Consider the following 25,788-nt stretch of genomic DNA (forward strand, 5'->3'; position numbering starts at 1 on the left):
CCCCGGCGTTACCGGAAGCCTCGACCGGTAGACTCGTGACCCGTGGCTCTTACTATCGGAATCGTCGGCCTGCCCAATGTCGGCAAGTCCACCCTCTTCAACGCACTCACCAAGAACGACGTGCTCGCAGCGAACTACCCGTTCGCGACGATCGAGCCCAATGTCGGCGTGGTGAACCTGCCTGACCCCCGTCTCGAGAAGCTCGCCCAGATCTTCGGCAGCGAGCGCATCCTGCCCGCTGCGGTGTCGTTCGTCGACATCGCCGGCATCGTTCGCGGCGCCAGCGAGGGGGAGGGTCTCGGCAACAAGTTCCTCGCCAACATCCGCGAGGCCGACGCCATCGCGCAGGTCGTCCGCGGTTTCGCCGATGACGACGTCGTGCATGTCGATGGCGCGGTGAACCCCGCTTCCGACATGGAGACCATCAACGCGGAGCTCATGCTCGCCGACCTCGAGACGGTCGACAAGGCGATCGCCCGATACGAGAAGGAAGTACGCGGCAAGAAGATCGAGCCGGTCGTGCTCGAGACCGCGATCGCCGCCAAGGATGCGCTGGAGCGCGGCGTGCTGCTGTCTGTCTCGGGCCTCGATCTCGCCCCGATTCGTGAGCTCGGCCTGCTGACCTCGAAGCCCGTCATCTTCGTGTTCAACGTCGACGAGGGCGTGCTCACGGATGACGCGCGCAAGGAAGAGCTCGCCGCTCTCGTCGCCCCGGCCAAGGCGATCTTCCTCGACGCCAAGATCGAGTCCGAGCTGATCGACCTCGACCCCGAGGACGCGGCTGAGCTGCTCGCCTCGACCGGTCAGGACGAGTCCGGGCTGGACCAGCTCGCCCGCATCGGTTTCGACACCCTCGGACTGCAGACGTACCTGACGGCCGGACCCAAGGAGGCGCGCGCCTGGACGATCCCGAAGGGAGCGAAGGCTCCGCAGGCGGCGGGGGTCATCCACACCGACTTCGAGAAGGGCTTCATCAAGGCGGAGGTCGTCTCGTTCGACGACCTCGTCGAGACCGGCTCTGTGATCGAAGCCCGCGCGAAGGGCAAGGCCCGCCTCGAGGGCAAGGACTACGTCATGCAGGACGGCGACGTGGTGGAGTTCCGCTTCAACAACTGACGCACGCGTCGAGCGGCGGGGCGGTCAGTATGTCGGACGCCCCGGCTACGGTCGACGCATGACCGTTCATCTCGAAGGCATCACCGTTCTCGCCGATGATGTCGCGACTCTTGCCGATTTCTACGAGCACGCGCTCGGCTGGGTAGCGGAGGTTCGCGAAGAAGCGTACGTCGCGTTCGGCGGACACGGGGTGCGCGTCGCGATCTTCTCACGTCAATCGATGAGCGGGATCACCGGGCATCCGGCATATGCCGTGCCGTTCACAGGCCAGGCATTCGAGCTGAACCTTCAGTGTGAGAGCGCTGATGAGGTGGAGCGGCGCTACGATCAGCTGGTCGCTGCGGGGGCGACGCCGACGGGTCGACCCGCGTTGCGGGAGTGGGGCCAGTTCGCCGGCTTCTTCGCGGATCCGGAAGGGAACATTCACTCTCTGTTCGCGAACGTGTAGCGATTGTCGCATCCTGCGCGCTCCATGGTCCGACATGCCTAACTCGTTGACTGCACCGCCAACACTGATGTAGTCCGGCGGAGTTCCGCTTCGGCGTCTGATCGGTTCAGCCTCGAGCTTCCACTCCCGCGAGCAGCTCGACGAGCGCGTCACCATGCGTCAACTGCGGATGATGTCCGGCCCCAGGCACGGTGACCAGCTCGACGTGCGGAATCACGCCGAACTCGTCAGCGATGATCGGGTCGAGAGGATCGTCGCTGCCCGTGATGATGCGGATCGGGCCGCGGAACCGCTTGAGCGCTCCCTGGAGGTCGGCGCGCCAGCGTCGTGAACCCGCGAGGGCGAGATGCTCCGCCACCCGCGTGGCGGTTCTGCGGGTGAGGTCGTTCACGCTGGACTCGAGAGCTGCAGCGCTCGCCTCCGAGCCGGTCAGATGGCGGGACAATCGCGTCGGGGTCGTGTGCCGCAGGTAGCTGCGGGTGAGCGGACGCAGCCTGGTCGCCGTCCGCGCGGGGGCTTGGAGGAAGAACGGCGCGATCAGCGTCAGGGACCTGACCTGCGCCGGGAGCCGGTCGGCCGCGACCGTCGCGGCTGCCGCGCCGATGGAATGGCCGATGATGTCGACCGCTTCGTCGCCCACTGCCGCCGGCAGCCAGCGGTGCCAGTCCTGCACGCCAGCGCCGCTGCTCAGGCCGAGCCCGGGCAGGTCGACGACACGTGCGCCGATGCGGGACGCGAGGTCTGCCCAGGTGTCTGCGTTGACCGGCAGGCCGGGAAGGATCACGCGGTCGGATCGGTGTGCGCCGAGCTCGAACGTCCGCACTCCGCCGAGATCGAGGATTCGACGGTCTCCCGTCGCGACCGCGCCGAACCGACGCGCCACTAGATGGTCGGCCCACCGTTCGAGGGACGCGCGCACGTCGGGCATCTCGAGTCCGTGTCTCTCCGCGAACTCGATCGCGGAGTCCGTCGGATAGCGGTCGGCTGACATGAAGGTGAGGGTCTCGGGGTCCGCCTTGGTGATTCGCCTTGGGAGGCGCGCGATGACGTTGACGGGCAGCCGTACCCGGGGAACCTTCACACCGATATGGCGGCCGACGTGAGTGAGCAGGTCCGCCAGGGGGGGAGTGGCGTCGTCGAGAATCCAGTAGGCCTGACCGGCAGCGGCCGGGTCGGCTGCTGCCGCCGCCATGAATGCCGCCAGATAGTCCACCGTCACGACCGGGAGGAACGTCGTCTCGTCTCCGGGCAATGCGCCGAGGCTGCCGTCCCAGAGCTGTTCGATGCTGGTGGACAGCCCGATGTGCTGATCGGACTCCCCGGTCACGCTGTCGCCGATCACGCTGGACGGATTGACGATGGTCCACGGGATGCCCCGGTCCGTCGCGAGCGCCTGGAAGATGGCGTCCGACTCGACTTTCGAGGCTTCGTAGGCGCCCAGTTCCTCGTACATTGCGGCGCGGTGGCTGTCGGGCCAAGGGATGGTGGCGGGGTCTTGCCCTCCGACGCGGTAGCCCGAGACATGGACGACGCGCTCCAGGCGGGGGAGGTGCTGGGCGAAGTCGATCAGCTTCTCGACGATGCCGACGTTCGCTTTTCGCGCCTCGAGGGCGGTCATCCCGAATCGGTAGGAACCGGCGCAGTTGTGGATCTCCGTGATGGTCAGGAATGCCGACGGATCGCCCACAAGGAGCTCGGATGTCTCGAAGTCGACGACCGCGATGCTGATGCTGCGGGCCAGGCCGTGCTCGCTGAGCCATCGGTGGACGCGCGCTCCCGACTCGGCGGACCGGACTGCTGCCGTGACGTTCGCGCCGGCGTCGGCGAGGGCGAGGAGCAGGTGCCGGCCGACCAGCCCCGAGGCTCCGACGACCAGGGCATGACGGGCGTCAGCGGGCGAGCTCATCGCGTCGACTCCGCCAGCTGGCACCGCAGGTCGATGAGCTCCGCCACGACATCGGCGGCAGCGACCAAGGGTTGGGTGCTGCGCATGGCGCGTGAGAGGATCACCGCCCCCTCGATGGTGGATACGACGACGGTCGCGAGAGTGCGGGCGCTCTGGGCGTCGATGCCGCTGCCTTCGAGGAGGGCCGTGGTCGGGGCGATCCACGACTCGAAGGCGGTGGCGCACGCCTGTCGCAACGATTCGCTCTCGGCACCCATCTCCAGAGTCACAACCGAGACCGGGCAGCCCAGCCGATAGTCGCTCTCGCTGACGATGCGTGTCAGCGCCTCGATCGCGAGACGGGCCGCGTGAGCCGCGCCCCCGGCGGATGCGGCAGCGTCGGCGATCAACGTCGCGAACTGTTTTGCGGCGAGGTCGACCGCGGCGACCCCTAGCCCTTCCTTCCCATCGGGGAAGTGGAAGTACATGGATCCTTTCGGGGCAGCGGAGTGCTCGAGCACGGCGTTCAGCCCGGTTCCGCTGTAGCCGCCGGTCTGGATCAGCACGAGCATGGATTCTGTGAGCTGCGCCCTGGTCCGCTCTCCCTTGGATGTCATGGTTAAAGAATAGACCGGTCTATATATTTTGTGCAAATGGTCAACGCAGAACTCGGATTTCTGCCGAGTTTCGGAGCAGGATCAGGCGTGGCGTCCGAAGCCTTGTAGATGTCCGGTTGCCCGCGAACCTACGAGGACTGCGCCCGAATGAGCGCGTCCAGCGCATCCTTGGCTGCCGATTCGACGCGCTCGGCTTCGGCGAGGTGACCGACGGCTGAGGCTTCGCTCTCGGCCGTCGCGGCTGCAGCCGTGCGTGCGCGCTCGGCCTCCGTCCTCGTCTGCGCGAGCTCCGCTTCGAGCTCTACCACTCGCGCTTCCAACGACTGCATACGGGCCGCCGCGTCCCGGTGCGCCTTCTCGGCCTGCATCTGCGTGTGCTCGGCACGCTCCCGTGCCTGCTCGGCATCGCGGAGCGCACGTTGGGCGGCCCGGCGCTCCCGGCGGGCGCTGACCTCGTCGGCAGGAACGGCCGGCGGGGCGGGGGCTTCAGGCGTGCCGCCCCCGACGGCGGCGCCCAGATCCACGGACTCAGACGGATCGAGCTCGCGGACCAGCCGCCCCGACGCGACCGCCGCCGCGGCGTCCGGGTCGAAGAAGGCCGCGGAGATCGTCCGTTCGACCGCGTCCAGCGTGGAGGCGCTGATGCGCTCGCCGCGTGACGTCGCGAGCTCGACGGCGTTCTGCGCGAGACGGCGGGTGAGCGTGCGCCGCTCACGCCCGAGCTTCGCGAGCGTGGCGGCATCGAGGTCAGCCTGGGCCTTCCGCAACTCCTCGGCCAGCCGGAGGGCCTCCGCGAGCTGGGCCGTGCGCTCCTGCGCGAACAGGTTGACCACCCACGCCGCGACCGACGGCTTGCGCAGCGCCTTGATCTGCGCGGCCAGTTCGCCGCCATCCGCGGCCTTCACCCGTGCGTCGCGCGCGGAGATGAAGTTGCACGGCAGCTCGGCGTAGAGCGTCGCCGCGATCGTCGAGAGTGCGGTGTCGGTCATCCGCCATCCCTTCGCCGATCTGAACGCCATGCTGAGGCCACGAGTCTAGGCGCACGCGGCATCGGCAGCGTCGCGTGGGGCGGAGGAGTTCGCGTGGGCCTCGGCTCGTGTGGCAGGGCTCCTCCCGAAACGCTCTCGACGCTGCCCGACCGAGAACTTCCGGATGCGGTTCGCAACAGGGGCGGGATACGCTGGACAAGGTGCGTCTGGCCTGCGGGTAACCGCGCAGACGCCCGCCGAACCGCTGGAAAGGGCCAGATCGGGTCCTTCGCGATTCGAGAGCGGCCGTTCCGTGCGGGGCACCTGAGACTTCGGGGGCGCAGACCGAGCGCACCTGACAACGACACCGCGAGGAGACTGCTGAGAATGGTCGACACCCAGATCTTCGAACCCGATGGACGCGCGATCCCCTTCGTGGACGAGGGCGACGGCCCCGTCAAGCTGGTGCTGATCCAGGAGCAGGGGCTCGCCGCCGACGTGCTGAGCGTCGCCGCCCACTACCTCGCCGAAGAGGCGGGTTTCCACGTGCTCCGTGTCGGCCACCGCGCCGACGGTGAGGCGACGCTCGACGAGCGCGTCGCGGATGTCCTCGCCGTGATCGACCACGTCGGCATCGAAGACACCTGGGTCGGGGGCCACGGCTTCGGCGGCACGATCGCGCGTGCGCTGGTCGCCGCGCACGTCGACCGGGCCAATGGCCTGCTGCTGCTCGGCGTCGAAGACGTGGACATCGCGGTGGCTCCGGCCATCCCCGTGCTGATCGTGCAGGGAACTGAAGACGTCGACACCCCCGCCGCCAACGCCGAGCGTCTGCAGGCCACGGTGCCTGACCGGTCGAGCATCAAGACGATCGCCGGAGACCACCTCTTCCCGATGCATCACCCGATCGAGACCGGAGTGATCATCGAGGAGTACCTGGACTGGGACTGACGACGGTGGCGGCACCGGAGCGCACCGTCGTCCTCGCCATCGACCTGCAGGCCGGAGTGACGCCGGGATGCTTCGACGAGCACGGCGTGCTGGCGCGCGCAGCGGCGCTGGTCGAGCGCGCCCGCGCATCCGACGTCCCCGTCGTCTGGGTGCACCACGACCCCGTGGGCGTGGGCACGCCGGCGTGGGAGCTCGCGGCACCGCTCCAGCGCACCGAGGGTGAACCTCTCGTCCGCAAGAGCTATCGCGACTCCTTCGCCGACACGACGCTGGGCGAGACGCTGGATGCGCTGGGCGCGACGCGCCTCGTGATCACCGGTGCGCAGTCGGACTTCTGCGTGCGCACCACGACGCAGCGCGCGGCGGCGGAGGGGTACGACGTGACGCTGGTGAGCGATGCGCACACCACGGTGGACACGGAGTGGGACGGCGTCGTGATCTCCGGCGAGCAGATCGTCGCCCACACGAACATGTACTTCTCCGGACTCCGCTATCCGGGCCAGGAGTTCGCGATCGCGACCCACGACCGCGTGCGCCTCTGACGTACCCCGGGCGTTCGGGCGGTCACGGCGCCTGAGAAGATGGTCTGATGACCGCAACGCTCGTCGCTCAGAACCTGGCCGGTGGCTACGGTCATCGCATCCTCTTCGACTCCGTCGATCTTACGGTCGCACCGGGCGATGTCGTCGGCGTGGTGGGAGCGAACGGTGCGGGCAAGTCGACGCTGCTGCGGTTGCTGGCCGGTGTGGATGCCCCCGCGGCCGGATCGGTCTCACTGGCTCCGTCGGATGCGTTCGTCGGATGGCTGCCGCAAGAGCATGAACGCGTCGCCGGCGAGACGGTCGCCGCATACATCGGCCGTCGCACCGGATGCGCGCAGGCGACGAACGACATGGATGCCGCGGCGGCAGCACTCGCCGACCCATCGCTGGCTGCCGAAGGCACGGATCCCGCAGACGTCTATTCGACGGCGCTGGACCGCTGGCTGGCCAGCGGCGCAGCCGATCTCGAGGAGCGGATCCCGGTCGTGCTGGCGGAGCTCGGACTCGAGCTCGATGCCGAGAGCGCTCAGATGACGGATCTCTCCGGGGGACAGGCCGCCCGGGTCGGACTCGCCGCGCTGCTGCTGTCGCGCTTCGACATCGTGCTCCTCGACGAACCGACGAACGACCTTGATCTGGACGGCCTCGAACGCCTCGAAGCCTTCGTGCGCGGACTGCGCGGCGGCGCAGTGCTGGTCAGCCACGACCGCGAGTTCCTGGCGCGAGCCGTGACGCGCGTGCTGGAGCTGGATCTCGCCCAGGGGTCGAATCGGGTGTACGGCGGAGGCTACGAGGCCTACCTGGAGGAGCGCGCGACCCTGCGCCGCCACCTGCGCGAGAAGTACGACGAGTTCGCCGACAAGAAGGCCGACCTCGTGGCGCGCGCCCGTACGCAGCGGGAGTGGTCGAGCCAGGGCGTGCGCAACGCCATGAAGAAGTCGCCGGACAACGACAAGATCAAGCGCAAGGCGTCAGCGGAGTCGAGCGAGAAGCAGGCGCAGAAGGTGCGCCAGATGGAGAGCAGGATCGCTCGGCTGGACGAGGTCGAGGAGCCGCGCAAGGAGTGGCAGCTGGAGTTCACGATCGGCAGTGCGCCCCGTTCGAGCTCCGTCGTGTCGACGTTGAGCTCCGCCGTGCTGAACCAGGGGTCGTTCACGCTCGGCCCCGTGTCGCTGCAGGTCAACGCGGGGGACCGGATCGGGATCACCGGGCCGAACGGTGCCGGCAAGTCCACGCTCCTGCGCGCTCTGCTCGGGCGTCAGACGCCGGACGAGGGCAGCGCGAGCCTGGGGGCCAGCGTCGAGATCGGCGAGATCGATCAGGCGCGCTCGCTGCTGGTGGGGAGCGCGCCGCTCGCCGACGCCTTCGAGGCGCTGGTGCCGGAGATGGCGTCCGGGGAGGTGCGCACGCTGCTGGCGAAGTTCGGTCTGCGCGCCGACCACGTCACGCGTCCGGTCGGCGAACTGTCTCCGGGGGAGCGGACCCGCGCGGCCCTGGCACTGCTGCAGGCCCGCGGCGTCAACCTGCTGGTCCTGGACGAACCGACCAACCACCTCGACCTCCCGGCGATCGAACAGCTGGAACAGGCTCTCGAGTCGTATGAGGGGACGCTGCTGCTCGTCACGCACGATCGCCGCATGCTCGACACGGTCCGGATCGATCGCCGCTGGCAGGTCGAGCAGGGCCGGGTCACGGAGCGCTAGACGGTCAGCGACCCTGACGCTTCTTGTAGGGCTTGGGCTGGCCTTTGACGATCGGCGCACGCCCACGGCCCTTCGAGGCCTTGGCCTTGCCGCCGGCCGGGGCGACGGTCTTGGGCGCGGGCGGCGGTGCAGCTGCCACGGTGGTGCGCGCCTCTTCGAGGAACAGCTCGCCGACGGGGGTCAGCCGCGGGGTCCCCTCACGATGGATCAGCGCATGCCCGAGTTCCTCCTCGAGCTTGTCGAGCGACGTGTAGAGCGACGCGAGCGGGATGCCGAGCTGCTCGGCGGCGCGAGGGAAGTGCAAGGTGTCCGCAAGGACGACATAGCGGCGCAGGAGAGCGATCTTCACGGGGACCCTTCAGCGCCTCGCGCGGTACGAGGCAGTCTCCAGGGTACGCGGACGCGCCCTCGCACGCCGACCAGGGCGCGGCGGCGACGGGTGGACGGCGAGCACGCCACGAACCCGCACCGACGCGTCGGCGAGCATCCCGCTCGCGGAGCCGAGCGCACCGCTGGTGTGATCGGGGTCAGATGTCGCTGAAGTCGTTCGCCGGAACCTGGATCTGCGTCACCACGTCGCCGTCCAGGGCAAAGAGGAGATACTCGATCCCGACGGATCCGGGGTGCGTGAGCGAGATCGTGTCCGGTACCTCGCGACCGTCGAGGCCGAGATACTCCGCGGTCGCGGTGTCCTCTTCGTCGACCAGTGCCCAGGCGCCGGCATCGACGAGTTCGCTGCGCGTCGCTCCGACAGCGAGACCCTCCGTGGTGGCGACGGGGATGCCGTCTACCTCGGCGGCGAGCACGGCGATGCTGGCGGGTCCGTCGCCCGATTCGTCTGCGGTGACGCGCAGTCCGTCCCAGTCGTAGTTCACGAGGGTGAAGCCGTACCCGTCGGGGGCGTCGATGGGCTCGGGCTCAGGGAGTTCCCCCGTGGCCTGCTGCAGCAGTGCGAGGAGAGCGGTGCCGTCATCGAAGGACGCGGTGACCGTGCCCGAGGCGTCGGTGAACGAGATCCCGTCCAGCGCGACGACGAGGTTCGCGACGACCTCCGGAGTGGGTGCGGCGGAGAGCGGGGGCGTCGCCGACGGTGTGGCGGAAGGCGGAGTCGCCGTGGTGCAGCCGGCGAGGATCACAGCGGCGGCGAGGGCGGTCGTCAGGGCGAGAGGGAGTCGTCGCATGCTCCGAGGCTAGGGCATCGGGGCCGACATCGCGACACAGCACGGATGCCGCGACCCCAGAGGGCCGCGGCATCCGGAATCCTGTGTCAGGCCACCTTCGGAAGCACGGCGAAGGACACGGAGCCCTCGTCATCGACGCCGGCATCGAGGATCTTGTCCTCCAGCGCGGCAGATGCGGCCTCGTCGAGGAAGAGGCGGGTTCCGGAGACCTCGACGATCTGATCCTCGGGCTCCGGGGTGGTCGTCACGAGCACCGCGAGCCGGGCGCCGCCATCCGGCTCCTGCGCGGCGGTCGAGTGAATACGGAGTCCGGCATCCGGTGCCTCGCTCTGTCGGGTGACGAGCGTGGTGACGATGGCGGTGGCGTTGTCGGTGAGGGTGAGCACGAGACTCTCCTTCCGGTTGGGGCATGCCACGGTCGCGACATGTCCGGGCCACGATTCCCGAGAGTGCGCCCGGATTCAACCGAATCCAGTCGATTCCTATGGTTCTCCCACCGCGAGTGGATGCGGGCGGCCTGTGGCGCCGGTCACGGTCGAAGACGCTTGCGCATGAACACCTGCTCTGTACCGTCGCCATCCGGAACGCGCTCGCTCACCGCATAGCCGCAACTCTCATAGAGACGGATGTTCGCTTCGCTCAGGCTTCCGGTGAACAGCTCGGACTGGGCGGCACCGCTGCGCTGTTCCGCCGATTCGAGCAGCAGCCGTCCCACGCCCTCGCCCTGCTGGTCCGGGGCGACCGCGATGCGGCCGATGAGGAGGGTGTCGCCGTCGACGCGGAAGCGGATCGCTCCGACGAGCCGGCCGTCGCGTCGCGCACCCAGCGCATCGCCGTCGCGGAGCTCAGCGGCCACCTGCTCCAGGGTCTGGGTCAGCGGCGGCATGTCGGCGCTGCCATAGATCTGGGCCTCCGAGACGAACGCGGCGCGCTGCAGGGTGAGGACCTCGCCCGCGTCGGCGTCGTCGAGCTTCTCGATGGTGATGTGCGGTCGGAAGTCAGATGTGTTCACCTGCGCAACCTTCGGCCCCACGGGCGGAGCGTGTCAACCCCCTCTGCGTGGCAGAGACGTCGGCCTAGAGTGCCCCCAGGAGGCAACATCATGGCTGATACCAGCAAGACCACGAAGACGACTGCTGCGAAGCGCGGAGCGAAGACCACCCGGCGTCAGAACGCCGAGAAGGGCTTCACGGCGTCTGCCTCGTTGGCGGCCAACCTGCAGTCCGTGCTCGTCGATCTACTGGAGCTCGCACTGCAGGGCAAGCAGGCGCACTGGAACGTGGTCGGGCGGAACTTCCGCGACACCCACCGCCAGCTCGACGAGATCATCGACGATGCCCGCGCCTTCAGCGACACGGTCGCAGAGCGGATGCGCGCGCTGCATGCGGTGCCGGACGGCCGCAGCGACACCATCGCCCAGACGACATCACTTCCCGAGTTCCCCGCAGGGGAGGTGTCGACGTCTGACACCGTCGACCTCATCACCGAGCGGCTCGAGGCCGCCATCGCGACGATGCGCGACGTCCACGATGCCGTCGACGAGGAAGACCCGACCTCCGCCGACATCCTGCACGCGGTGATCGAACGCCTCGAGCAGTTCGCGTGGATGGTCAGCGCCGAGAACCGCACACCGGCAGGACGCTGACGGCGGCGACCATGTCCGGCCGCGTCGGAGATCCGTTCACTGCGGCGGCACGTCCCGCCGCAGGGAACGGCGCACTGCTCGCGGCAGCGCCAACCACAGTGCTGCGATGACCACGACGGCTGTGATCAACGCCACGATGCCCGCGGTGCGGTTCACCGTGAAGTCCACGATGAGCGTGGTCACGCCCACGGTCAGGGCGGCGATCACGACCAGGTCGATCTTGACGATGCGCGCCGCGACGCGCACGAGGTCGGGCTTGCGGCGGCGGCCGAACAGCGCGCGGTGCAGCCCGACCGGGGCGAGCGCCAGGATCGTGGCGATGGCGGCGAGGGCGACGAGGACGACGTACAGGTCGCGTTGCAACTCGTCCATATCGGTGAAGCGGGGCTGGAAGGCGACGGCGAGCAGGAATCCGGTGAGGATCTGCGTGCCCGTCTGCATGACGCGGAGCTCCTGCATCAGTTCGTCCCAGTTGCGATCGGCCCGTTCATTCGGGGTCTCGTCGCGCCCGTCGACACGATCGTCGCGGAGGGGCGGTTCCGGCTCTCGGCCTTCGACTGTCATGAGCCCAGTCTCGTGCGCGTGCTTCCGTGCTGTCCAGCCGCCTGCTTTACCAGAACAGAGGAGATGACATGACCCTTCCCCCCATCCACGAATGGTGGCCGCACCTGTCGATCGACGCGCGACACGAGGTGGTGGACAGCGGGTCCGCGCACCTGACCGAGAAGGTGCGCGCAGAGATCCGCGAGATCACCGGAGCGGTGGTCGGCATGCAGGAGACGCTGTCCGACGAGGACCTTGACTTCGCACGCACCCAGAGCGAGGCCGTCGACTGACGGGAGAGAGGTTCGGGGGCGGTCAGGCCTGATCCGGAGCACTCGGTTTCGCGGTCTCCTCACGCAGTCGCGGGACCGTGCGGCGCTCGGGGCGCAGGCCGGCTTTGTCGGCGTAGAAGGCGCGGATCCTGTCCATGTCGCTGCCGACGTCACCGGTCAGCGCGAGCGTCGGGCCGAGCCCGGTCGTCATGGTGGTGCGGTCGACGAAGCCCAGCGTCACGGGCATCCCGGTCTCCCGGGCGATCCGGTAGAAGCCGGACTTCCAGTACGCGTTTCCGCCGCGGGTCCCGTCCGGGGTGATCACCAGACCGAAGACGTCTCCGGCATGGACCTGGCTCACAACCTCTGCCACGACCCGGCCCGGGTCGGCGCGGTCCACCGCGACGCCGCCGAGTGCGCGCATGATCGGGCCGCGCCACCCCCGGAACAGGCTCTTCTTGCCGAGCCAGTGCACGTCGATCCCGAGTCGCCAGGAGATCGCGAGCATGAGTACGAAGTCCCAGTTGGACGTGTGCGGGGCCCCGATGAGGATCGTGGGTCTGGTCGGCACCGCATCGTGGCCGACCAGAGTCCAGCGGCTGAGTGCCCAGTAGAGGCGGGCGAGGGATCGTCGGAGCATCCCTCAACCGTAGGCGATCAGCTTTGCGGAGATCCGCTGTTCAGAGCCGGACCTCTGGGACAGGCGTACGATCGAGGGATGAAGAAGACGCAGCAGCCTGTGACGGAGCAGGAAGCACCCCTCGGGTTGCAGCCGCTCCCGGACGCTCTGAACCTTCTCGACGCCGATGCCGTCGGCTACTGCAGCGGTGGCGTCTGCCACTTCCCTGCGCCGAAGACGCAGTAAGCAGCAGCCGCCACCGCGGGCCGCCGGACGGGCGGTCAGTGGCCGCCGTGGAAGTCGCCGGCGTTGTCTGCGGGCTTGCGGACGAACGGGCTCAGCGCGACGGCCGCGAGCGAGATGATCGCCGCGATGAGGAACGCCATACGTGCGCCCGGCGCTCCGGCCGTCGCCGTCGTGAGTCCTTCGTTCTCGCCTGCATGCAGGATCGCCGCGTAGGTGACCGTGAGCAGTGCGACACCCGCGGCCCCGCCGACCTGCTGCAGCGTGTTCAGCACGGCGGAACCGTGCGAGTAGAGCGAGCGCTGCAGGGATCCGAGCGACGCGGAGAACAACGGGGTGAACGACATCGCGAGTCCCACCGACATCGCGGCCTGCACGATGATCAGCACCCACCACACGGTGTGCTCGCCGACCGTCGAGTAGTAGAACAGCGCCGCAGACACCAGGATCGTGCCGGGGATCAGCAGCGGGCGCGTGCCGCGCGCGTCGTAGACGCGACCCATCACGGGGCCGAGCAGACCCATCAGCACGGAACCCGGAAGCAGGATCAGACCCGACTGAAGCGGGTTGAGGCCGGCGACGTTCTGCAGGTACTGCGGGAGCAGCGTCAGAGTGCCGAACATCGACAGCGCGAGAATCGTCATGATGATGACCGAGAACGTGAAGTTCCCCGAGCGGAACACGCGCAGGTCGAGCAGAGCGTCGTCCACGCGCTGCAGCAGCAGCTGCCGCCACACGAACAGGGAGAGCGATACCGCGCCGACGGCCAGGGCGATGATGCCGGTGGTCTCTCCCGACCCGCCTTCGCCGCCGAACTGGCTGAGACCGAACACGATGCCTCCGAAGCCGAGGGCCGCGAGCGGGATCGACAGGATGTCGAGCGGGACCTGGCGCGTCTCGCCGAGGTTCGTCATCCACTTCACACCCATGAAGAGGGAGACCAGCGCGATGGGCAGGATGATCGCGAACAGGGCGCGCCAGTTCAGCGTCTCGAGCACCGCACCCGCGAGAGTCGGACCGAGCGCAGGAGCGAGCGAGATCACGAGGCCGACACGGCCCATCATGCGTCCGCGCGACTGAGGGGGGACGACGTTCATGATCGTCGTCATGAGCAGTGGCATCATGATGCCGGTCCCGGCCGCCTGGATCACGCGACCGACCAAGAGCACCGCGAACCCGGGCGCGATCAGCGCCACGAGTGTGCCCAGCGAGAAGGCGACCATCGCGGCGATGAACACCTGACGGGTGGTGAAGCGCTGGAGTATGAAGCCGGTGGTCGGGATGACCACGGCCATCGTCAGCATGAACGCGCTGGTCAGCCACTGTCCCAGCTCGGGCGGGATACCGAGATCCGCGTTGAGGTGCGGAATCGCGATCCCCATCGTGGTCTCGTTGAGGATGGCCACGAAGGCGGCGACCAGGAGGAGCCAGATCACGCGCATGTCGGAGCGCGAGATCGTTCCTCCCGCCGGGGTGGGGGTCGTTATCGAACCGGTGTCGACAGCGGACATGCGGCCTCCTAGGCACAGAAGAGAGGGAGGAAGGTGCGCGAGGGTTCGCGGGAGTCTTTCAGCGTAACCATAGGGTCCGACATTTCATTCCAGATCTCCATGATTCCGCTGCCGGTTGGGACGAGAACCCCCGGGTCGGGGGGCGTGACTACGCTGGCGACATGAGCATGGGTGGCGGAATGGGCGGCGGCCGCGGCGGGTTCCGCGGAGTCGACGAGAGTGCGCAGCGCAGGCTGAATGCCGAGGCGCCACGCATCAGCGGTCTCGGCGGGCGTGTGATGGCGCTGTTCCAGCCGTATCGCACCCGGATCCTGTTCACGGGCGTGCTGGTCATCGTCGGTGCGGCAATCGCAGTCGTCCCGCCGCTCATCGTGCAGCGGATCTTCGACGACGCCCTGTTCCCCATCGCGGGCGGCGGCCCGCATATCGACCTGCTGATCGTGCTGGTCGTGGGAATGGTCGCGCTCTTCCTCTTCTCAGCGGCACTCGGCGTCGCCCAGACCTGGCTCACCTCCACGGTGGGCAACAGCGTCACGGGTGACCTGCGGGTGCGACTGTTCGAGCACCTTCAGGCGATGGAACTCGGGTTCTTCACGCGGACCAAGACCGGCGTCATCCAGTCGCGTCTGCAGAACGATGTGGGCGGTGTATCCGGTGTGCTCACGAACACCGTGACCAGCATCCTCGGCAATGTGGTCACCGTCATCGCCTCTCTCGTCGCGATGATCCTGATCGATTGGCGTCTGACTCTCATCGCCGTCATCCTGATGCCGTTCCTCGTCATCGTGCAGCGTCGTGTCGGGCAGGTGCGCGCACGCATCGCCGGCGAGACGCAGGAGTCGCTCTCCGAGCTCACCTCGATCACGCAGGAGACGCTCAGTGTCTCTGGCATGCTGCTGTCGAAGTCGTTCAACCGGCAGCGCACCGAATCCGAGCGCTATCAGGCTGAGAACCGCAACCAGGTGAAGCTGCAGGTGCGAAGGGCGATGAGCGGCCAGGGGTTCTTCGCGGTCGTCCAGGTGCTGATGGCGAGCGTCCCCGCTGTGATCTACCTGGTGTCGGGGTACCTGATCGCCGGCGGGGCCGGAGCGATCACCGCCGGCACCGTGGTCGCGTTCACCACGGTGCAGGCGCGACTGCTGCAGCCGCTGATGGGGCTGATGCGCGTCTCGCTCGACCTGCAGACCTCGTCGGCGCTGTTCGCCCGCATCTTCGAGTACCTCGACCTGGTGCCGGAGATCGAGGATGCGCCGGATGCGATCAGCGTGCGCGATGCGCCGGGGCCTCGCGGGCGCATCGAGTTCGCCGACGTCGTGTTCCGGTATCCCGACGCATCGCCCGACGCGCGCCCGACCCTGCAGGGAGTGACCTTCGTCGCGGAGCCGGGGCAGCACGTCGCGTTCGTCGGTCCCTCCGGCGCGGGGAAGACCACCGTGCTCTACCTGGCGCCGCGGCTGTACGAGGCGCACGGGGGAGCGGTGATGTTCGCCGGAGCAGATGTGCGCACCCTCACGCAGGAGTCGATCATCGACGACGTGGGCATCGTGTCGCAGGAGACCTATCTGTTCCACGCCACCATCCGCGAGAACCTGCTGTACGCGAAGCCGGCGGCGACGGAGGAGGAGCTGATCGCCGCCTGCACCGCCGCGAACATCCACCACATCATCGCGGGTTTCCAGGATGGCTACGACACGATCGTCGGTGAACGCGGATACCGTCTGTCCGGCGGTGAGAAGCAGCGCATCGCGATCGCGCGGGTGTTGTTGAAGGACCCGCCCGTGCTCCTTCTCGACGAGGCGACCTCGGCGCTGGACACGGTCTCGGAGCGCGTGGTGCAGGTCGCCCTCGACGAGGCGGCGCGCGGGCGTACCACCCTGTCGATCGCGCATCGATTGTCGACCGTGATGGGCGCCGATGTGATCCACGTGCTGGAGGCCGGACGGATCGTCGAATCCGGCACGCACGCCGAGCTCCTCGCGCACGGCGGGCTGTACGCCGAACTGGCGGCCGAGCAGGTGGCGGCGTCGCAGGTGCTCGCCACCGAGACCGCTGCGCAACAGGCGGCGACGGGAGGTGAGGCCACGGCGCTCGCGGAGCGTCGGGCAGACCGGGCTCCCGTGGACTCGGCCGGCGCCGACGCGGTGGCCGCACTCACGGCTCCGCTGCCGCTGCTGAACACGCCCCGTACGGATGCCCGCGTGTACCCCGACGAGAGCTGACGCCGGCGACCGTGCGGCTCAGTGCACCGACAGGCCGCCGTCGACGAACAGCGAATGACCGGTGACGTAGCTCGATCCGGCTCCGGCGAGGAACACCGCCGCGCCGGCGAAGTCGCTCGGCAGCCCGTTGCGACCGATCATGGTGCGTGCGGCCAGTGCCGCGATCTTCTCCGGATCCTCCTGCAGACGTGCGTTCAACGGAGTGAGCACGAAGCCGGGAACCAACGTGTTGCTGGTCACGCCTGTGCCGCCCCAGGCCTCGGCCTCAGAGCGCATGAGGGACTCGACGGCCCCTTTCGACGCACCGTAGATGCCGCTGGAGACGAACGCGCGGTGCGCCTGCTGCGAGCTGATGTGGATGAGCCGGCCGAAGCCGCGCTCCGCCATGCCCCGCGCATACCGCTGCCCGAGCAGGAAGGGGGCGAGCGCGTTCACGGTCATCGTCGCGTCCCAATCCTCCTCGGTGATCTCGGTGTAGACGGGGCGGATGTTGATGCCTGCCGAGTTGACCAGGATGTCGGGCTCGCCGAACGGTTCGGCCGCGGCCTCCGCCACGGCGTGGATGCCGGCGCGCGTGCTCAGATCGCCGACCACGCCGGCCGCGCGGCAGCCGTGCTCCCGCAGCTCGCGTACGGTGTCCGTGATGCGGTCCTCGCCGCGGGCGACCACGACGGTCGCGGCGCCGGCGCGGGCGAGGGCTGTGGCGATGCCGCGGCCGATCCCGGAGCTGCCGCCGGTGACGACCGCGATGCGGCCCTCGAGCGAGAAGAGGTCGGTCAGGTAGTCGTTCATCGATCTCCTCGAAGGGGGGAGCGGATGGGAGGTGGCGGGTCGGTCACCAGGAGAGGGCAGCGGCAAGTGTCGGATCCGGCGAGGAGTCGGCGTACTCCGGGAGGTCGCGGAGCTCATCGAGGAAGGCGTCGACCTCTGCCGCGTACGCGGGGTCGTCGTGCGTCACGGCGATCTCGAGCAGCGGGGGGACGTCCATCGCGATGATGAGGTCGAGCCGCGCGGTGACGGCCGCGCTCGCGCCGGCGTCGCGCAGCACGTGGATGCCGCCGCGCAGCGCGGCGAGATAGTCGCGCAGCACCGGCAGCTGCGCCTTGCCCTGCGTGATCGAGGTGCCATCGGCGCGGATGCGCCAGTGCACGACGATGTCGGGGATGACGTCGAAGGTGCGTGCCCGGGTGTACATCAGCTGGGCCACGATCTGGTCCTCGTACGCGACGCCCTCCGGGAAGCGCAGGTCGTCCCAGAAGCCGGTGCGGCTCAGCTTCGACCAGGCGACGATGTTCGCCGAGGCGTTCGGGTGCTGCAGGATCGTCGTGCGGCGTCGCTCCGGATCGGTCGCCGCGGCCACCCAGGGCTGCACGCGTCCGGCGACGTACGTGTCGTGGTGCGGGCGCGAGCGCACGTACGCACCTGCGACGAAATCGCTGCCGGTCTCCGCCAGGGTGTCGGTGAGCCGCGCGAGTGCCGTCGGGGTGAGCTCATCGTCGCCGTCGAGGAAGCCCAGATAGGGGGTGTCGACCAGCTCGAGCGCAGCGTTGCGGGCTGCTCCCAGACCTCGCGAGGCCGGGTGCCGGATCACCGTGAACCGCGCATCGGCGTCGGCGGCCTCAGCGAAGACCGATCCGGTCGCATCCGTCGAGCCGTCGTCGACCAGGACCGCGCGCCACCGCGGCTCGGTCTGCGCCCGCAGCGACGCGATCGCGGCGGGGGCGAACGGGGCGATGTCGCGTCCGGGAACGATCATCGTCACGAGCGGATCGGATGCAGTCACCAGCCGATTCTATGGCCGTATCGTCAGCCCGAGACCGCCCGCACGGCGTCGGCGACGAGTGCAGCGAGATGCTCGGGCGCATCCGTCGGCAGTGCGGCGCGGCCGAACGTGAACCGCACCGAGGTCTGGGCGACCTCCGGCGCGATGCCGCAGGCCAGCAGCACGTGCGACGGCTCGTCGCTGCCCGCAGCGCAGGCGGATCCGCTGGATGACACGATGCCGCGTCGCTCGAGCTCCAGGAGCACCGCTTCACCGCTCGTCCCGGCGAACGTGAAGCTCGCCGTCGCGGGGAGCCGATGGCGCGGGTCGCCCGTGAGCGTCGCAGAGGGTATCCGGGTCTGCACGGCAGCGATGAAGCGCTCGGTCGCGGCGCCGACGCGTGCGGCGACGGCGGCGCGCTCCGCCTCGGCGAGTTGCAGGGCGGTGGCGAGTCCGACCGCGCCCGCCACGTTCTCGGTTCCCGAGCGCCGTCCCCGCTCCTGGCCGCCGCCGTGCAGCAACGGCTCCAGCGGCACCCTGCCCCGCACCGCCAGAGCGCCGATGCCCTTGGGGGCACCGAGTTTGTGTCCGGCGATCGAGATCGCGTCCGCTCCGAGATCGCGCAGATCCAGCCATCCCGCCGACTGCACGGCATCGACATGCAGCGGCACGCCGGTGGCACGGGCCACGGCGCCGAGTGCCGCGACGTCCTGAACGGTCCCGATCTCGTTGTTCGCATGCCCGAGCGACACCAGCGCCGTGTCGTCGCGGAGCGCGGCACCGAGGGCGTCGGGGGAGATGCGTCCGCGGGCGTCGACGGCGACCTGCGTGACGGACACCGCATGGAACCGCCGAAGATACTCCGCCGACTCCAGGATCGACTCGTGCTCGACGGGCGACACGACGAGGTGGCGCCTGTCACGGACGAGCGCCGCCAGGGTGATCCCCTTGACCGCCAGGTTGTTCGCCTCGGTGCCCCCCGCCGTGAAGACCACATCGCCGGTACGCATACCCAGCACTGCGGCGACGCGCGCGCGGGCGTCGTCGAGCGCGTTCGCCGCGGCCTCGCCCGTGGTGTGGTGACTGGACGGATTGCCGAACACCTCGGTGAGGTAGGGGCGCATCGCCTCCAGCACCTCCGGACGCACCGGAGACGTCGCAGCGTGGTCGAGGTAGAGCACTAGGAGATCCGCACGTCCAGCCCGAGGTCCAGAGCCCGTGCGGAGTGCGTCAGGGCGCCGACCGAGATGACGTCGACGCCGGTGCGGGCGATGTCGCCCACAGTGTCGAGGGTCACGCCACCCGAGGCCTCCGTGGTCGCGCGTCCGTCGATCAGGGCGACTCCTGCGCGCAGATCCTCGAGCGAGAAGTTGTCGAGAAGCACGGTGTGCGCTCCGCCGTCGAGCACCGCGGGGATCTGGTCGAGGCGGTCGACCTCGACCACCACGTGCACGGTGTGCGGGAGGCGGGAGAGGGCGTCGCGCAGCGCCGTGGCCAGATCGGCACCGGATCGGGCGATCACGGCGAGGTGGTTGTCCTTCGCCATCACGGCATCCGACAGGGAGTAGCGGTGGTTGTGACCACCGCCCGAGACCACGGCATGACGCTCGAAGGCGCGCAGGCCGGGCGTCGTCTTGCGTGTGTCGACGATGCGCGCCCGCGTGCCATCGACCGCCGCGACGTACGCGGAGGTGACGGTCGCGATGCCGCTCATCCGCTGCACGAAGTTGAGTGCGACGCGTTCTGCGGTGAGGATGCCGCGGGCCGACCCCGAGACCGAGGCGAGCACGTCGCCGGGAGCGAAGTGGTCTCCATCCCCGACGTGCTGGTCGACGGTGACCGATGCATCGGTCAGGGCGAATGCGGCGGCGAAGACCTCGCCGCCGCTGAACACCCCGGTTTCGCGGGCGACCAGGTCGGCCGCGGCCGTGGCGTCCGCGGGGAGCAGCGTCGTGCTGGTGAGATCGCCCCAAGGGGCGTCCTCCTCCAGCGCAGCGCCGACGACGCGGGTGAGGGTGGCGACGGTGAGCATCAGACTCCGATCAGAGCGGGTTCGCGGAAGTGGGCGCCGACGGACTCGGTGCGGCGGAGAGCCGCCGACACCGTCTCTTCGGCGAGCAGCAGCAGGTTGGCGTCTTCGTGGTCAGCCACATCGCGCGGGGCGGGTCCGTTCGCGCGCCACGAACGGATGACGTCGAGAGCATGCGTCAGCCCGTCGTCGGTGCGGAGCAGACCGACGTGGTCCCACATCAGCTGCTGCAGCGCGGGGCGGGAGAAGGGGGAGGTGGTGGCGCGGCCGGGCAACGGGTCGTCCTCGCGACTCGTCGGCGCCGGCAGCGGGGCAGACGCGGGCATGCTCAGGGCAGCCGCCGCCCTGGCACCGAACACGGCGCCTTCGAGGAGCGAGTTCGATGCGAGACGGTTGGCACCGTGCACGCCGGTCCTGGCGACCTCTCCCACCGCGAAGAGGCCGGGGATGCTGGTGCGGCCGTCGAGATCGGTGACGATCCCGCCCATTAGGTAGTGCGCGGCGGGCGTCACGGGAATCGGGTCATGAGCCCAGTCGAACCCCCGTTCGCGGGTCACGCGGTCGATGGTCGGGAACCTGCTCGCCAGCGTGGCCGCCCCCAGCATCGTGGCATCCAGTCGCACCGGCGAGCCCTGCGCCGCCGCCTGCCGGGCGATCGCGCGCGACACCACATCCCGCGGAGCGAGCTCACCGTCTGGGTGCACGTCGAACATGAATCGATGTCCGTCGGCGTCGATCAGGGTCGCCCCCTCGCCACGCACGGCTTCCGAGATCAAGAACGCGGGAGGGGCGTCGAGGATCGTGGGGTGGAACTGCACGAACTCCAGATCGGCGACCGCGGCGCCGGCGCGGACGGCCGCGGTGATCCCGTCGCCCGTGGTGCCCACCGGGTTGGTCGTGTGGGCGTAGAGGTGTCCGGCGCCGCCGGTCGCCAGGATGATGCCGGCGGCGCGGAGTTCGCTGTGGGTGCCGTCGACCAGCATGCGGATGCCGCAGGCGACGCCGCCCACGACCACGAGGTCGACCAGGAACGCGCCGTCGACGACCGTGATGCCGGTCTCGCGCACAGCGGCCGTGAGGGCGCGCGAGATGGCGGCCCCGGTCGCGTCGCCTCCGGCGTGCACGATGCGCGCGTGGCTGTGCGCCGCCTCGCGTCCGAGCAGCAGCCGTCCGTCGGGGGAGCGGTCGAACGCCACGCCCCGTGCGATCAGCTCGGCGATCCGTGCGGACCCGTCGGCGACCAGCATCGACACCGCTGCGGGATCGGACAGCCCGGCGCCGGCATCCAGGGTGTCCTGCGCATGCTGTTGCGCGGAGTCGCCCACGCCGTACACGCCGGCGACGCCACCCTGCGCGAACCCGGTGCTGCCGTCACCGAGCGCGCCCTTCGTGACGAGGGTGACGGCGTGGCCGGACTCGTGGGCGTGCAGCGCCGCGGTGAGCCCGGCGATGCCCGACCCGACGACGATCACGTTCATCGCGCGCTCGCCGCGGCCGCGGTCCGGGTGGTGTCGACGACCGGCGGCTTCGCGGCCAGCATCCGCTCCAGCGCCACACGTGCGGGATCGGCCACATCTGCCGACACCGTGATCCGATTGGGGGTGCGCCCGGCGACCAGCTCCTCCAGCGTCCACGCGAGATAGCCGGGGTGGATGCGGTACATCGTGGAGCACGGGCATACGACAGGGTCGAGGCAGAAGATCTCGTGCTGCGGATACTGCGCCGCGAGCCTGCGGACGAGGTTGATCTCGGTCCCGATCGCGAAGGTGGTCGGCTCGGTGGCGCCGTCGATCGCGCGGCGGATGTAGTCGGTCGATCCGGCCTCGTCGGCGGCGTCCACGACCTCCATCGGGCACTCCGGGTGCACGATCACGCGCACTCCGGGGTGTTCGGCCCGGGCCTGGTCGATCTGGCCGACTGTGAACCGACGGTGCACGGAGCAGAATCCGTGCCAGAGGATCACGCGGGAGTCCTGGATCTCTGCGGCCGTGGAACCGCCCAGCGTGCGCCGAGGGTTCCACATCGGCATCTGCTCGAGCGGAACGCCCATCGCCTTGGCGGTGTTGCGGCCGAGGTGCTGATCGGGGAAGAACAGCACCCGGCGTCCGCGGGCGAACGCCCACTCCAACACGGTCTGCGCGTTCGACGAGGTGCAGACGATGCCACCGTGACGGCCGACGAAGCCCTTGATCGCGGCAGAGGAGTTCATGTACGTGACCGGGATCACAGGCACGCGCCCGTCCGCGTCGACCGCGTCGAGATCGCCGAGGACTTCGGCCAGCTGCTCCCAGCATTCCTCGACCTGATCGATGTCGGCCATGTCGGCCATGGAACAGCCCGCGGCGAGGTTCGGCAGGATCACGGACTGCTCGGGTCCGGACAACAGGTCGGCGGTCTCGGCCATGAAGTGCACGCCGCAGAACACGATGGCTTCGGCGTCGGGTCGTCCCTTGGCCGCGGTGGCGAGCTGGAACGAGTCGCCGACGTAGTCCGCGTGCCGTACGACCTCTTCGCGCTGGTAGAAGTGGCCGAGGATGACGACGCGATCGCCGAGGGTCGCCTTCGCCGCGCGGATGCGCTCGTGGAGCTCCTCTTCCTCGGCCTCACGGTAGGTCGAGGGCAGCTCGCCCTGGCGGGGGGCTCCCGTCGGGATGACGTCGCCCATCGACGATCCGGGGCCGTACCCGGGGCGCGTGTCGAAGTCCCAGGGTCCTACAGCGAGGTCGGTGCTGCAGGTCGCGTCGGTCGATGCTCCGCTGACGATCGCCTGGATCGCGTGATCGACCGAGGCGTCGATCGCAGGAACCGCGGGAGTCGGGACGAAGGTGATGCTCATCGGGTGCTCGTTTCTTCGGAACCGAGCGGGCCGCGGTCGGCCAACTCGACATCGGTGTTGTAGCGGTACAGACGTGCAGGGCGGTGGCTTCCCGTGCGGAAGCGGCCGGTGGGGAGGAGGTTGCCGGTGGACTCGACCTGGCGGCGGAAGTTGGCCGGGTCGAGATGCTTGCCGAGTATGGCTTCGTATGCCTCGCGGAGGTCGGCGAGCGTGAACTCCGCGGGGAGGAACCCGTGCGCGACGCGGCTGTAGCCGACTTTGTTGCGGAGGCGCCAGAGTGCGTACTCGATGATCTTCGCGTGGTCGAAGGCGAGTGGCGGCAGTGCGTCGATGTCGAACCACTGCACGTTCTCGGGGGCGTGGCCGGAGGCGAGGTGCGCAGCGCCTTGAGCGACGACGTCGTCCTGTCGCAGCAGAGCCCAGTAGACGAGCGAGACGACCCGGGTGGGGGAGCGGTCGACCGCTCCGAACGCGTAGAGCTGCTCCAGGTAGCTCGGCGCGAGTCCGGTGGTCTCGGCCAGCGTGCGCGCGGCGGCGTCGACGGGAGATTCCGTGTGAGTGAGCCAGCCTCCCGGCAACGCCCAGCGATCCGCGAACGGCTCGCGAGTGCGCCGTACGAGGGGCAGCGCGAGCACCGGCTCCTCATCCGCCGCGGCGCGCAGCGTGAGGATGACCGTCGAGACGGCGACACGGATATCACTGGTTCGGGTCATTGGTACCTTAACCTCCGAGATCGATCTTAGTGTCGCGGTGACCATTAGTGCACCTTCATGACGCCGATCGACGTCGAGGCCGAAACGTTATCTCCCCGGGTGGACGGGGCTTGTTCCCTCGTTCCGGGTTTGTTAGGTTACTGTCCTAACAAACCCCTCCACGGCGTCCCGACAGGCGCCCAGCGGAGGGGTACCCGATCGCCACCCTGGAGACCGGCCTCCTTCGGGAGATATCCCTCCTGCAGTGCAGCACCGAGAGGAAACACAAGAATGATGCGTAACGGCAAGCGCAAGATCGCGCTCACCGCAGTCGCGGGGGCCTCCGTCCTCGCGCTCGGGCTCACCGCCTGTGGCACCGGCGGCAGCGGCGACAACGGGGATGCGAGCGGTGATCGCGCCCTTCGCGTCTGGGCGGGCAGCCAGACTCCCATCACCGCGAACTACAACCCGTTCGCGCCGACCGTGCTCCACGGCGCGCTCGGCCCGATCCTCGAGCCGCTGTTCTTCTTCAACAAGACGGCGGACTCCGAGCCGGTCGGCCTCATCGGCGACTCGTACGAGTACAGCGATGACGGCACCCAGATCACCGTCACGATCAAGCCCGATCTGAAGTGGAGCGACGGAGAGCCGTTGACCGCGAAGGACGTCGCGTTCTCCTTCAACTACGAGGGCAACAACCCGGAAGGCAACGGCCTGACCTCGGCGGAGGCAACCGACGACACGACCGTCGTGCTGACCTACAGCAGCCCGCAGTTCACGACCACGTTCGCTCGTCTCGGCTCCACCTACATCCTCCCGGAGCACGTCTGGGCCGACGTCAGCGACTTCGCGAACTTCGCGAACGAGGAGCCGGTGGGCTCCGGCCCGTACGTGGTCGACAAGACCACGAGCGAGTCCTACACACTGGTCGCCAACGAGAACTTCCGCGACGCCGACAAGCTCGGCGTCAAGAAGGTCCAGTACATCGCCGTCGACAACAACCAGACCGCGCAGGACCTGCTCGCCGCAGGCAAGCTCGACTGGACGGGCATGTTCATTCCGAACCCGGATGATGTGACCTCGAACGGCGCGATCGACTGGATCAACACGCCGCAGGACCCGACGGTGCTGTACACGTGCTCGAACGCCGACCTGGGCTGCACCGGCCCGCAGACCGACGTCGCCGTGCGCCAGGCGCTCAACGCCGCGATCGACCGCGGCACGATCAAGGAGAAGGCGTTCGTCGGCCTGACCGGTGACATCTCTCCGACCTTCGCGCTCCTTCCGCGTGACGAGAAGTGGGTCGCCGACAAGGCCAACGAGGTCAGCCCGCAGGAGGCCGACGTGTCCGAGGCCGGCAAGATCCTCGAAGCTGCCGGCTACATCAAGGACGGCGACTTCTACGCGAAGGACGGTGTTCCGCTCGAGCTCAACCTGATCTCGGTCGATGGCTGGACCGACTACAACGACGCGGCGAAGCTGATCGCCGAGCAGGCGGCAGCGGCCGGCATCAAGGTCAATGCCTCGACCGTGCAGTGGCAGGAGTTCTCCGACGCACGTCAGGGCGGCGACTTCCAGCTGATCGTGGGCGGTGTCATCGGCACCTCGGTCGCCGACCCGTTCCAGATCTACCGCGACTGGTTCGGCGGCACCACGGTGGAGTCCACCAGCCCGGTCGGCGAGGAGATCCCCGCCGGCCGCTGGAACTTCAGCCGCTACAGCAACCCCACGGTGGACGCCGCGATCCAGGCGGCCATCAGCACGGACGACGAGGCGGAGAAGAAGGAGCTCTACGGCACGATCCAGACCGAGATCGTCCGGGACCTTCCCTACATCCCGCTGGTGATCAACGCGACGCAGACCTTCTACAACACGAAGGACTTCACCGGGTGGCCGACCGAGGACGACCTCTACGCCTTCCCGCCGTCGTGGGGTGCGATTGCGGCAGGGTACGTCCTGACGCAGCTGCAGCCGGTCAAGTAGTCCGACGGCAGTCGGGGAAGCAG

Annotated in this window: 27 protein-coding genes; 10 read left to right on the forward strand and 17 right to left on the reverse strand. The window is 68.9% G+C overall.

Annotated elements, in window-relative coordinates:
• The first annotated feature begins 42 nt into the window (after positions 1–42).
• Together ychF and KZC51_RS08715 are read left to right on the forward strand one after the other, a co-directional pair.
• Positions 43–1,116, forward strand: a complete 1,074-nt coding sequence (ychF, locus tag KZC51_RS08710; protein WP_247629592.1) for a redox-regulated ATPase YchF — start codon at positions 43–45, stop codon at positions 1,114–1,116.
• 58 nt (positions 1,117–1,174) lie between these two features.
• On the forward strand, positions 1,175–1,564 hold the full coding sequence (locus KZC51_RS08715; protein ID WP_247629593.1) for a VOC family protein: 390 nt from the start codon (positions 1,175–1,177) through the stop codon (positions 1,562–1,564).
• A 106-nt stretch (positions 1,565–1,670) separates the two neighbouring features.
• Here KZC51_RS08715 and KZC51_RS08720 read toward each other — a convergent pair whose 3' ends face one another.
• From KZC51_RS08720 to KZC51_RS08730, 3 genes are all read right to left on the reverse strand, one after another.
• Positions 1,671–3,470: an alpha/beta fold hydrolase gene (locus KZC51_RS08720; RefSeq protein WP_247629594.1), complete on the reverse strand. Its 1,800-nt coding sequence runs from the start codon at positions 3,468–3,470 to the stop codon at positions 1,671–1,673.
• On the reverse strand, positions 3,467–4,066 hold the full coding sequence (locus KZC51_RS08725) for a TetR/AcrR family transcriptional regulator (RefSeq protein ID WP_247629595.1): 600 nt from the start codon (positions 4,064–4,066) through the stop codon (positions 3,467–3,469). Before KZC51_RS08725 ends, KZC51_RS08720 begins: the two co-directional genes overlap by 4 nt.
• A 128-nt stretch (positions 4,067–4,194) precedes the next feature.
• Entirely contained in the window at positions 4,195–5,055 is an 861-nt protein-coding gene (locus KZC51_RS08730; RefSeq protein ID WP_247629596.1) for a transposase, read from the reverse strand.
• Between the two features lie 366 nt (positions 5,056–5,421).
• Between KZC51_RS08730 and KZC51_RS08735 the strand changes: the two genes are divergently transcribed.
• Genes KZC51_RS08735 through abc-f form a run of 3 tightly spaced genes read left to right on the forward strand, consistent with a single transcriptional unit; the run spans position 5,422 to position 8,230 of the window.
• Complete coding sequence (locus KZC51_RS08735) at positions 5,422–5,985, forward strand: alpha/beta fold hydrolase (protein ID WP_247629597.1); 564 nt, start codon at positions 5,422–5,424, stop codon at positions 5,983–5,985.
• A 5-nt stretch (positions 5,986–5,990) separates the two neighbouring features.
• A complete protein-coding gene (locus KZC51_RS08740; RefSeq protein WP_247629598.1) occupies positions 5,991–6,527 on the forward strand; it encodes an isochorismatase family protein in 537 nt (178 codons plus the stop codon).
• A gap of 47 nt (positions 6,528–6,574) precedes the next feature.
• Positions 6,575–8,230: a ribosomal protection-like ABC-F family protein gene (gene abc-f / locus KZC51_RS08745; RefSeq protein WP_247629599.1), complete on the forward strand. Its 1,656-nt coding sequence runs from the start codon at positions 6,575–6,577 to the stop codon at positions 8,228–8,230.
• Between the two features lie 4 nt (positions 8,231–8,234).
• On the opposite strand, the gene KZC51_RS08750 is transcribed toward abc-f, so the two are convergent.
• The 4 genes from KZC51_RS08750 to KZC51_RS08765 all read right to left on the reverse strand — a co-directional run bounded on the left by KZC51_RS08750 (position 8,235) and on the right by KZC51_RS08765 (position 10,423).
• Entirely contained in the window at positions 8,235–8,579 is a 345-nt protein-coding gene (locus KZC51_RS08750; protein WP_247629600.1) for a LysR family transcriptional regulator, read from the reverse strand.
• Positions 8,580–8,757: 178 nt separating this feature from the next.
• Positions 8,758–9,411, reverse strand: a complete 654-nt coding sequence (locus tag KZC51_RS08755; protein WP_247629601.1) for a hypothetical protein — start codon at positions 9,409–9,411, stop codon at positions 8,758–8,760.
• Positions 9,412–9,497: 86 nt separating this feature from the next.
• A complete protein-coding gene (locus KZC51_RS08760; protein ID WP_247629602.1) occupies positions 9,498–9,797 on the reverse strand; it encodes a Fe-S cluster assembly protein HesB in 300 nt (99 codons plus the stop codon).
• A gap of 143 nt (positions 9,798–9,940) precedes the next feature.
• On the reverse strand, positions 9,941–10,423 hold the full coding sequence (locus KZC51_RS08765) for a GNAT family N-acetyltransferase (RefSeq protein WP_247629603.1): 483 nt from the start codon (positions 10,421–10,423) through the stop codon (positions 9,941–9,943).
• 90 nt (positions 10,424–10,513) lie between these two features.
• Here KZC51_RS08765 and KZC51_RS08770 point away from each other — a divergent pair, with 90 nt between their 5' ends.
• Complete coding sequence (locus tag KZC51_RS08770; RefSeq protein WP_247629604.1) at positions 10,514–11,056, forward strand: Dps family protein; 543 nt, start codon at positions 10,514–10,516, stop codon at positions 11,054–11,056.
• A 36-nt stretch (positions 11,057–11,092) separates the two neighbouring features.
• Here the strand turns inward: KZC51_RS08770 and KZC51_RS08775 are convergent, their stop codons facing one another.
• On the reverse strand, positions 11,093–11,620 hold the full coding sequence (locus KZC51_RS08775; RefSeq protein ID WP_247629605.1) for a DUF6328 family protein: 528 nt from the start codon (positions 11,618–11,620) through the stop codon (positions 11,093–11,095).
• A 68-nt stretch (positions 11,621–11,688) separates the two neighbouring features.
• Between KZC51_RS08775 and KZC51_RS08780 the strand changes: the two genes are divergently transcribed.
• Positions 11,689–11,892 (forward strand): hypothetical protein, encoded by a 204-nt coding sequence (locus tag KZC51_RS08780; RefSeq protein WP_247629606.1) that lies wholly within the window; start codon positions 11,689–11,691, stop codon positions 11,890–11,892.
• A gap of 22 nt (positions 11,893–11,914) precedes the next feature.
• Here KZC51_RS08780 and KZC51_RS08785 read toward each other — a convergent pair whose 3' ends face one another.
• Positions 11,915–12,511 carry a 1-acyl-sn-glycerol-3-phosphate acyltransferase gene (locus KZC51_RS08785; RefSeq protein WP_247629607.1) on the reverse strand — a complete coding sequence of 199 codons (597 nt, stop codon included), beginning with the start codon at positions 12,509–12,511 and terminating at the stop codon, positions 11,915–11,917.
• A gap of 78 nt (positions 12,512–12,589) precedes the next feature.
• Between KZC51_RS08785 and KZC51_RS08790 the strand changes: the two genes are divergently transcribed.
• Positions 12,590–12,736: a hypothetical protein gene (locus tag KZC51_RS08790; protein WP_170198113.1), complete on the forward strand. Its 147-nt coding sequence runs from the start codon at positions 12,590–12,592 to the stop codon at positions 12,734–12,736.
• A gap of 35 nt (positions 12,737–12,771) precedes the next feature.
• Here the strand turns inward: KZC51_RS08790 and KZC51_RS08795 are convergent, their stop codons facing one another.
• Positions 12,772–14,244 carry an MDR family MFS transporter gene (locus KZC51_RS08795; RefSeq protein WP_247629608.1) on the reverse strand — a complete coding sequence of 491 codons (1,473 nt, stop codon included), beginning with the start codon at positions 14,242–14,244 and terminating at the stop codon, positions 12,772–12,774.
• Positions 14,245–14,411: 167 nt separating this feature from the next.
• Here KZC51_RS08795 and KZC51_RS08800 point away from each other — a divergent pair, with 167 nt between their 5' ends.
• The gene (locus KZC51_RS08800) at positions 14,412–16,463 is read left to right on the forward strand and encodes an ABC transporter ATP-binding protein (protein WP_247630621.1); all 2,052 of its coding nucleotides are present in this window, start codon (positions 14,412–14,414) and stop codon (positions 16,461–16,463) included.
• 18 nt (positions 16,464–16,481) lie between these two features.
• On the opposite strand, the gene KZC51_RS08805 is transcribed toward KZC51_RS08800, so the two are convergent.
• Genes KZC51_RS08805 through KZC51_RS08835 form a run of 7 tightly spaced genes read right to left on the reverse strand, consistent with a single transcriptional unit; the run spans position 16,482 to position 23,803 of the window.
• Entirely contained in the window at positions 16,482–17,255 is a 774-nt protein-coding gene (locus tag KZC51_RS08805; protein WP_247629609.1) for an SDR family NAD(P)-dependent oxidoreductase, read from the reverse strand.
• Positions 17,256–17,298: 43 nt separating this feature from the next.
• Positions 17,299–18,246: a glycosyltransferase family 2 protein gene (locus KZC51_RS08810; protein ID WP_247629610.1), complete on the reverse strand. Its 948-nt coding sequence runs from the start codon at positions 18,244–18,246 to the stop codon at positions 17,299–17,301.
• Positions 18,247–18,269: 23 nt separating this feature from the next.
• Positions 18,270–19,406, reverse strand: coding sequence for a cysteine desulfurase family protein (locus KZC51_RS08815; protein ID WP_247629611.1), 1,137 nt, complete (start codon positions 19,404–19,406; stop codon positions 18,270–18,272).
• Positions 19,406–20,257: a carboxylating nicotinate-nucleotide diphosphorylase gene (gene nadC, locus KZC51_RS08820; protein WP_247629612.1), complete on the reverse strand. Its 852-nt coding sequence runs from the start codon at positions 20,255–20,257 to the stop codon at positions 19,406–19,408. Before nadC ends, KZC51_RS08815 begins: the two co-directional genes overlap by 1 nt.
• Complete coding sequence (nadB, locus tag KZC51_RS08825) at positions 20,257–21,732, reverse strand: L-aspartate oxidase (RefSeq protein WP_247629613.1); 1,476 nt, start codon at positions 21,730–21,732, stop codon at positions 20,257–20,259. Before nadB ends, nadC begins: the two co-directional genes overlap by 1 nt.
• On the reverse strand, positions 21,729–23,090 hold the full coding sequence (nadA, locus tag KZC51_RS08830) for a quinolinate synthase NadA (RefSeq protein ID WP_247629614.1): 1,362 nt from the start codon (positions 23,088–23,090) through the stop codon (positions 21,729–21,731). Before nadA ends, nadB begins: the two co-directional genes overlap by 4 nt.
• Positions 23,087–23,803 carry an NUDIX hydrolase gene (locus KZC51_RS08835; protein WP_247629615.1) on the reverse strand — a complete coding sequence of 239 codons (717 nt, stop codon included), beginning with the start codon at positions 23,801–23,803 and terminating at the stop codon, positions 23,087–23,089. The genes nadA and KZC51_RS08835 overlap by 4 nt, the downstream gene beginning before the upstream one ends.
• A gap of 270 nt (positions 23,804–24,073) precedes the next feature.
• Between KZC51_RS08835 and KZC51_RS08840 the strand changes: the two genes are divergently transcribed.
• The gene (locus KZC51_RS08840; protein WP_247629616.1) at positions 24,074–25,765 is read left to right on the forward strand and encodes an ABC transporter substrate-binding protein; all 1,692 of its coding nucleotides are present in this window, start codon (positions 24,074–24,076) and stop codon (positions 25,763–25,765) included.
• Positions 25,766–25,788 lie beyond the last annotated feature (23 nt).

This window comes from Microbacterium croceum (assembly GCF_023091245.1).
Lineage (GTDB): Bacteria > Actinomycetota > Actinomycetes > Actinomycetales > Microbacteriaceae > Microbacterium > Microbacterium croceum.

What these genes read in the sequence shown, in the direction of transcription:
- KZC51_RS08835 (WP_247629615.1), bottom strand. Translation starts at nt 23,803, where the DNA reads ATGACCCGAACCAGTGATATCCGTGTCGCCGTCTCGACGGTCATCCTC.
- KZC51_RS08790 (WP_170198113.1), top strand. Translation starts at nt 12,590, where the DNA reads ATGAAGAAGACGCAGCAGCCTGTGACGGAGCAGGAAGCACCCCTCGGG.
- KZC51_RS08730 (WP_247629596.1), bottom strand. Translation starts at nt 5,055, where the DNA reads ATGACCGACACCGCACTCTCGACGATCGCGGCGACGCTCTACGCCGAG.
- KZC51_RS08840 (WP_247629616.1), top strand. Translation starts at nt 24,074, where the DNA reads ATGATGCGTAACGGCAAGCGCAAGATCGCGCTCACCGCAGTCGCGGGG.
- nadB (WP_247629613.1), bottom strand. Translation starts at nt 21,732, where the DNA reads ATGAACGTGATCGTCGTCGGGTCGGGCATCGCCGGGCTCACCGCGGCG.
- KZC51_RS08720 (WP_247629594.1), bottom strand. Translation starts at nt 3,470, where the DNA reads ATGAGCTCGCCCGCTGACGCCCGTCATGCCCTGGTCGTCGGAGCCTCG.
- nadA (WP_247629614.1), bottom strand. Translation starts at nt 23,090, where the DNA reads ATGAGCATCACCTTCGTCCCGACTCCCGCGGTTCCTGCGATCGACGCC.
- KZC51_RS08805 (WP_247629609.1), bottom strand. Translation starts at nt 17,255, where the DNA reads ATGAACGACTACCTGACCGACCTCTTCTCGCTCGAGGGCCGCATCGCG.
- KZC51_RS08755 (WP_247629601.1), bottom strand. Translation starts at nt 9,411, where the DNA reads ATGCGACGACTCCCTCTCGCCCTGACGACCGCCCTCGCCGCCGCTGTG.
- abc-f (WP_247629599.1), top strand. Translation starts at nt 6,575, where the DNA reads ATGACCGCAACGCTCGTCGCTCAGAACCTGGCCGGTGGCTACGGTCAT.
- KZC51_RS08795 (WP_247629608.1), bottom strand. Translation starts at nt 14,244, where the DNA reads ATGTCCGCTGTCGACACCGGTTCGATAACGACCCCCACCCCGGCGGGA.
- KZC51_RS08725 (WP_247629595.1), bottom strand. Translation starts at nt 4,066, where the DNA reads ATGACATCCAAGGGAGAGCGGACCAGGGCGCAGCTCACAGAATCCATG.
- KZC51_RS08715 (WP_247629593.1), top strand. Translation starts at nt 1,175, where the DNA reads ATGACCGTTCATCTCGAAGGCATCACCGTTCTCGCCGATGATGTCGCG.
- KZC51_RS08785 (WP_247629607.1), bottom strand. Translation starts at nt 12,511, where the DNA reads ATGCTCCGACGATCCCTCGCCCGCCTCTACTGGGCACTCAGCCGCTGG.
- KZC51_RS08775 (WP_247629605.1), bottom strand. Translation starts at nt 11,620, where the DNA reads ATGACAGTCGAAGGCCGAGAGCCGGAACCGCCCCTCCGCGACGATCGT.
- KZC51_RS08735 (WP_247629597.1), top strand. Translation starts at nt 5,422, where the DNA reads ATGGTCGACACCCAGATCTTCGAACCCGATGGACGCGCGATCCCCTTC.
- KZC51_RS08780 (WP_247629606.1), top strand. Translation starts at nt 11,689, where the DNA reads ATGACCCTTCCCCCCATCCACGAATGGTGGCCGCACCTGTCGATCGAC.
- KZC51_RS08800 (WP_247630621.1), top strand. Translation starts at nt 14,412, where the DNA reads ATGGGTGGCGGAATGGGCGGCGGCCGCGGCGGGTTCCGCGGAGTCGAC.
- nadC (WP_247629612.1), bottom strand. Translation starts at nt 20,257, where the DNA reads ATGCTCACCGTCGCCACCCTCACCCGCGTCGTCGGCGCTGCGCTGGAG.
- KZC51_RS08770 (WP_247629604.1), top strand. Translation starts at nt 10,514, where the DNA reads ATGGCTGATACCAGCAAGACCACGAAGACGACTGCTGCGAAGCGCGGA.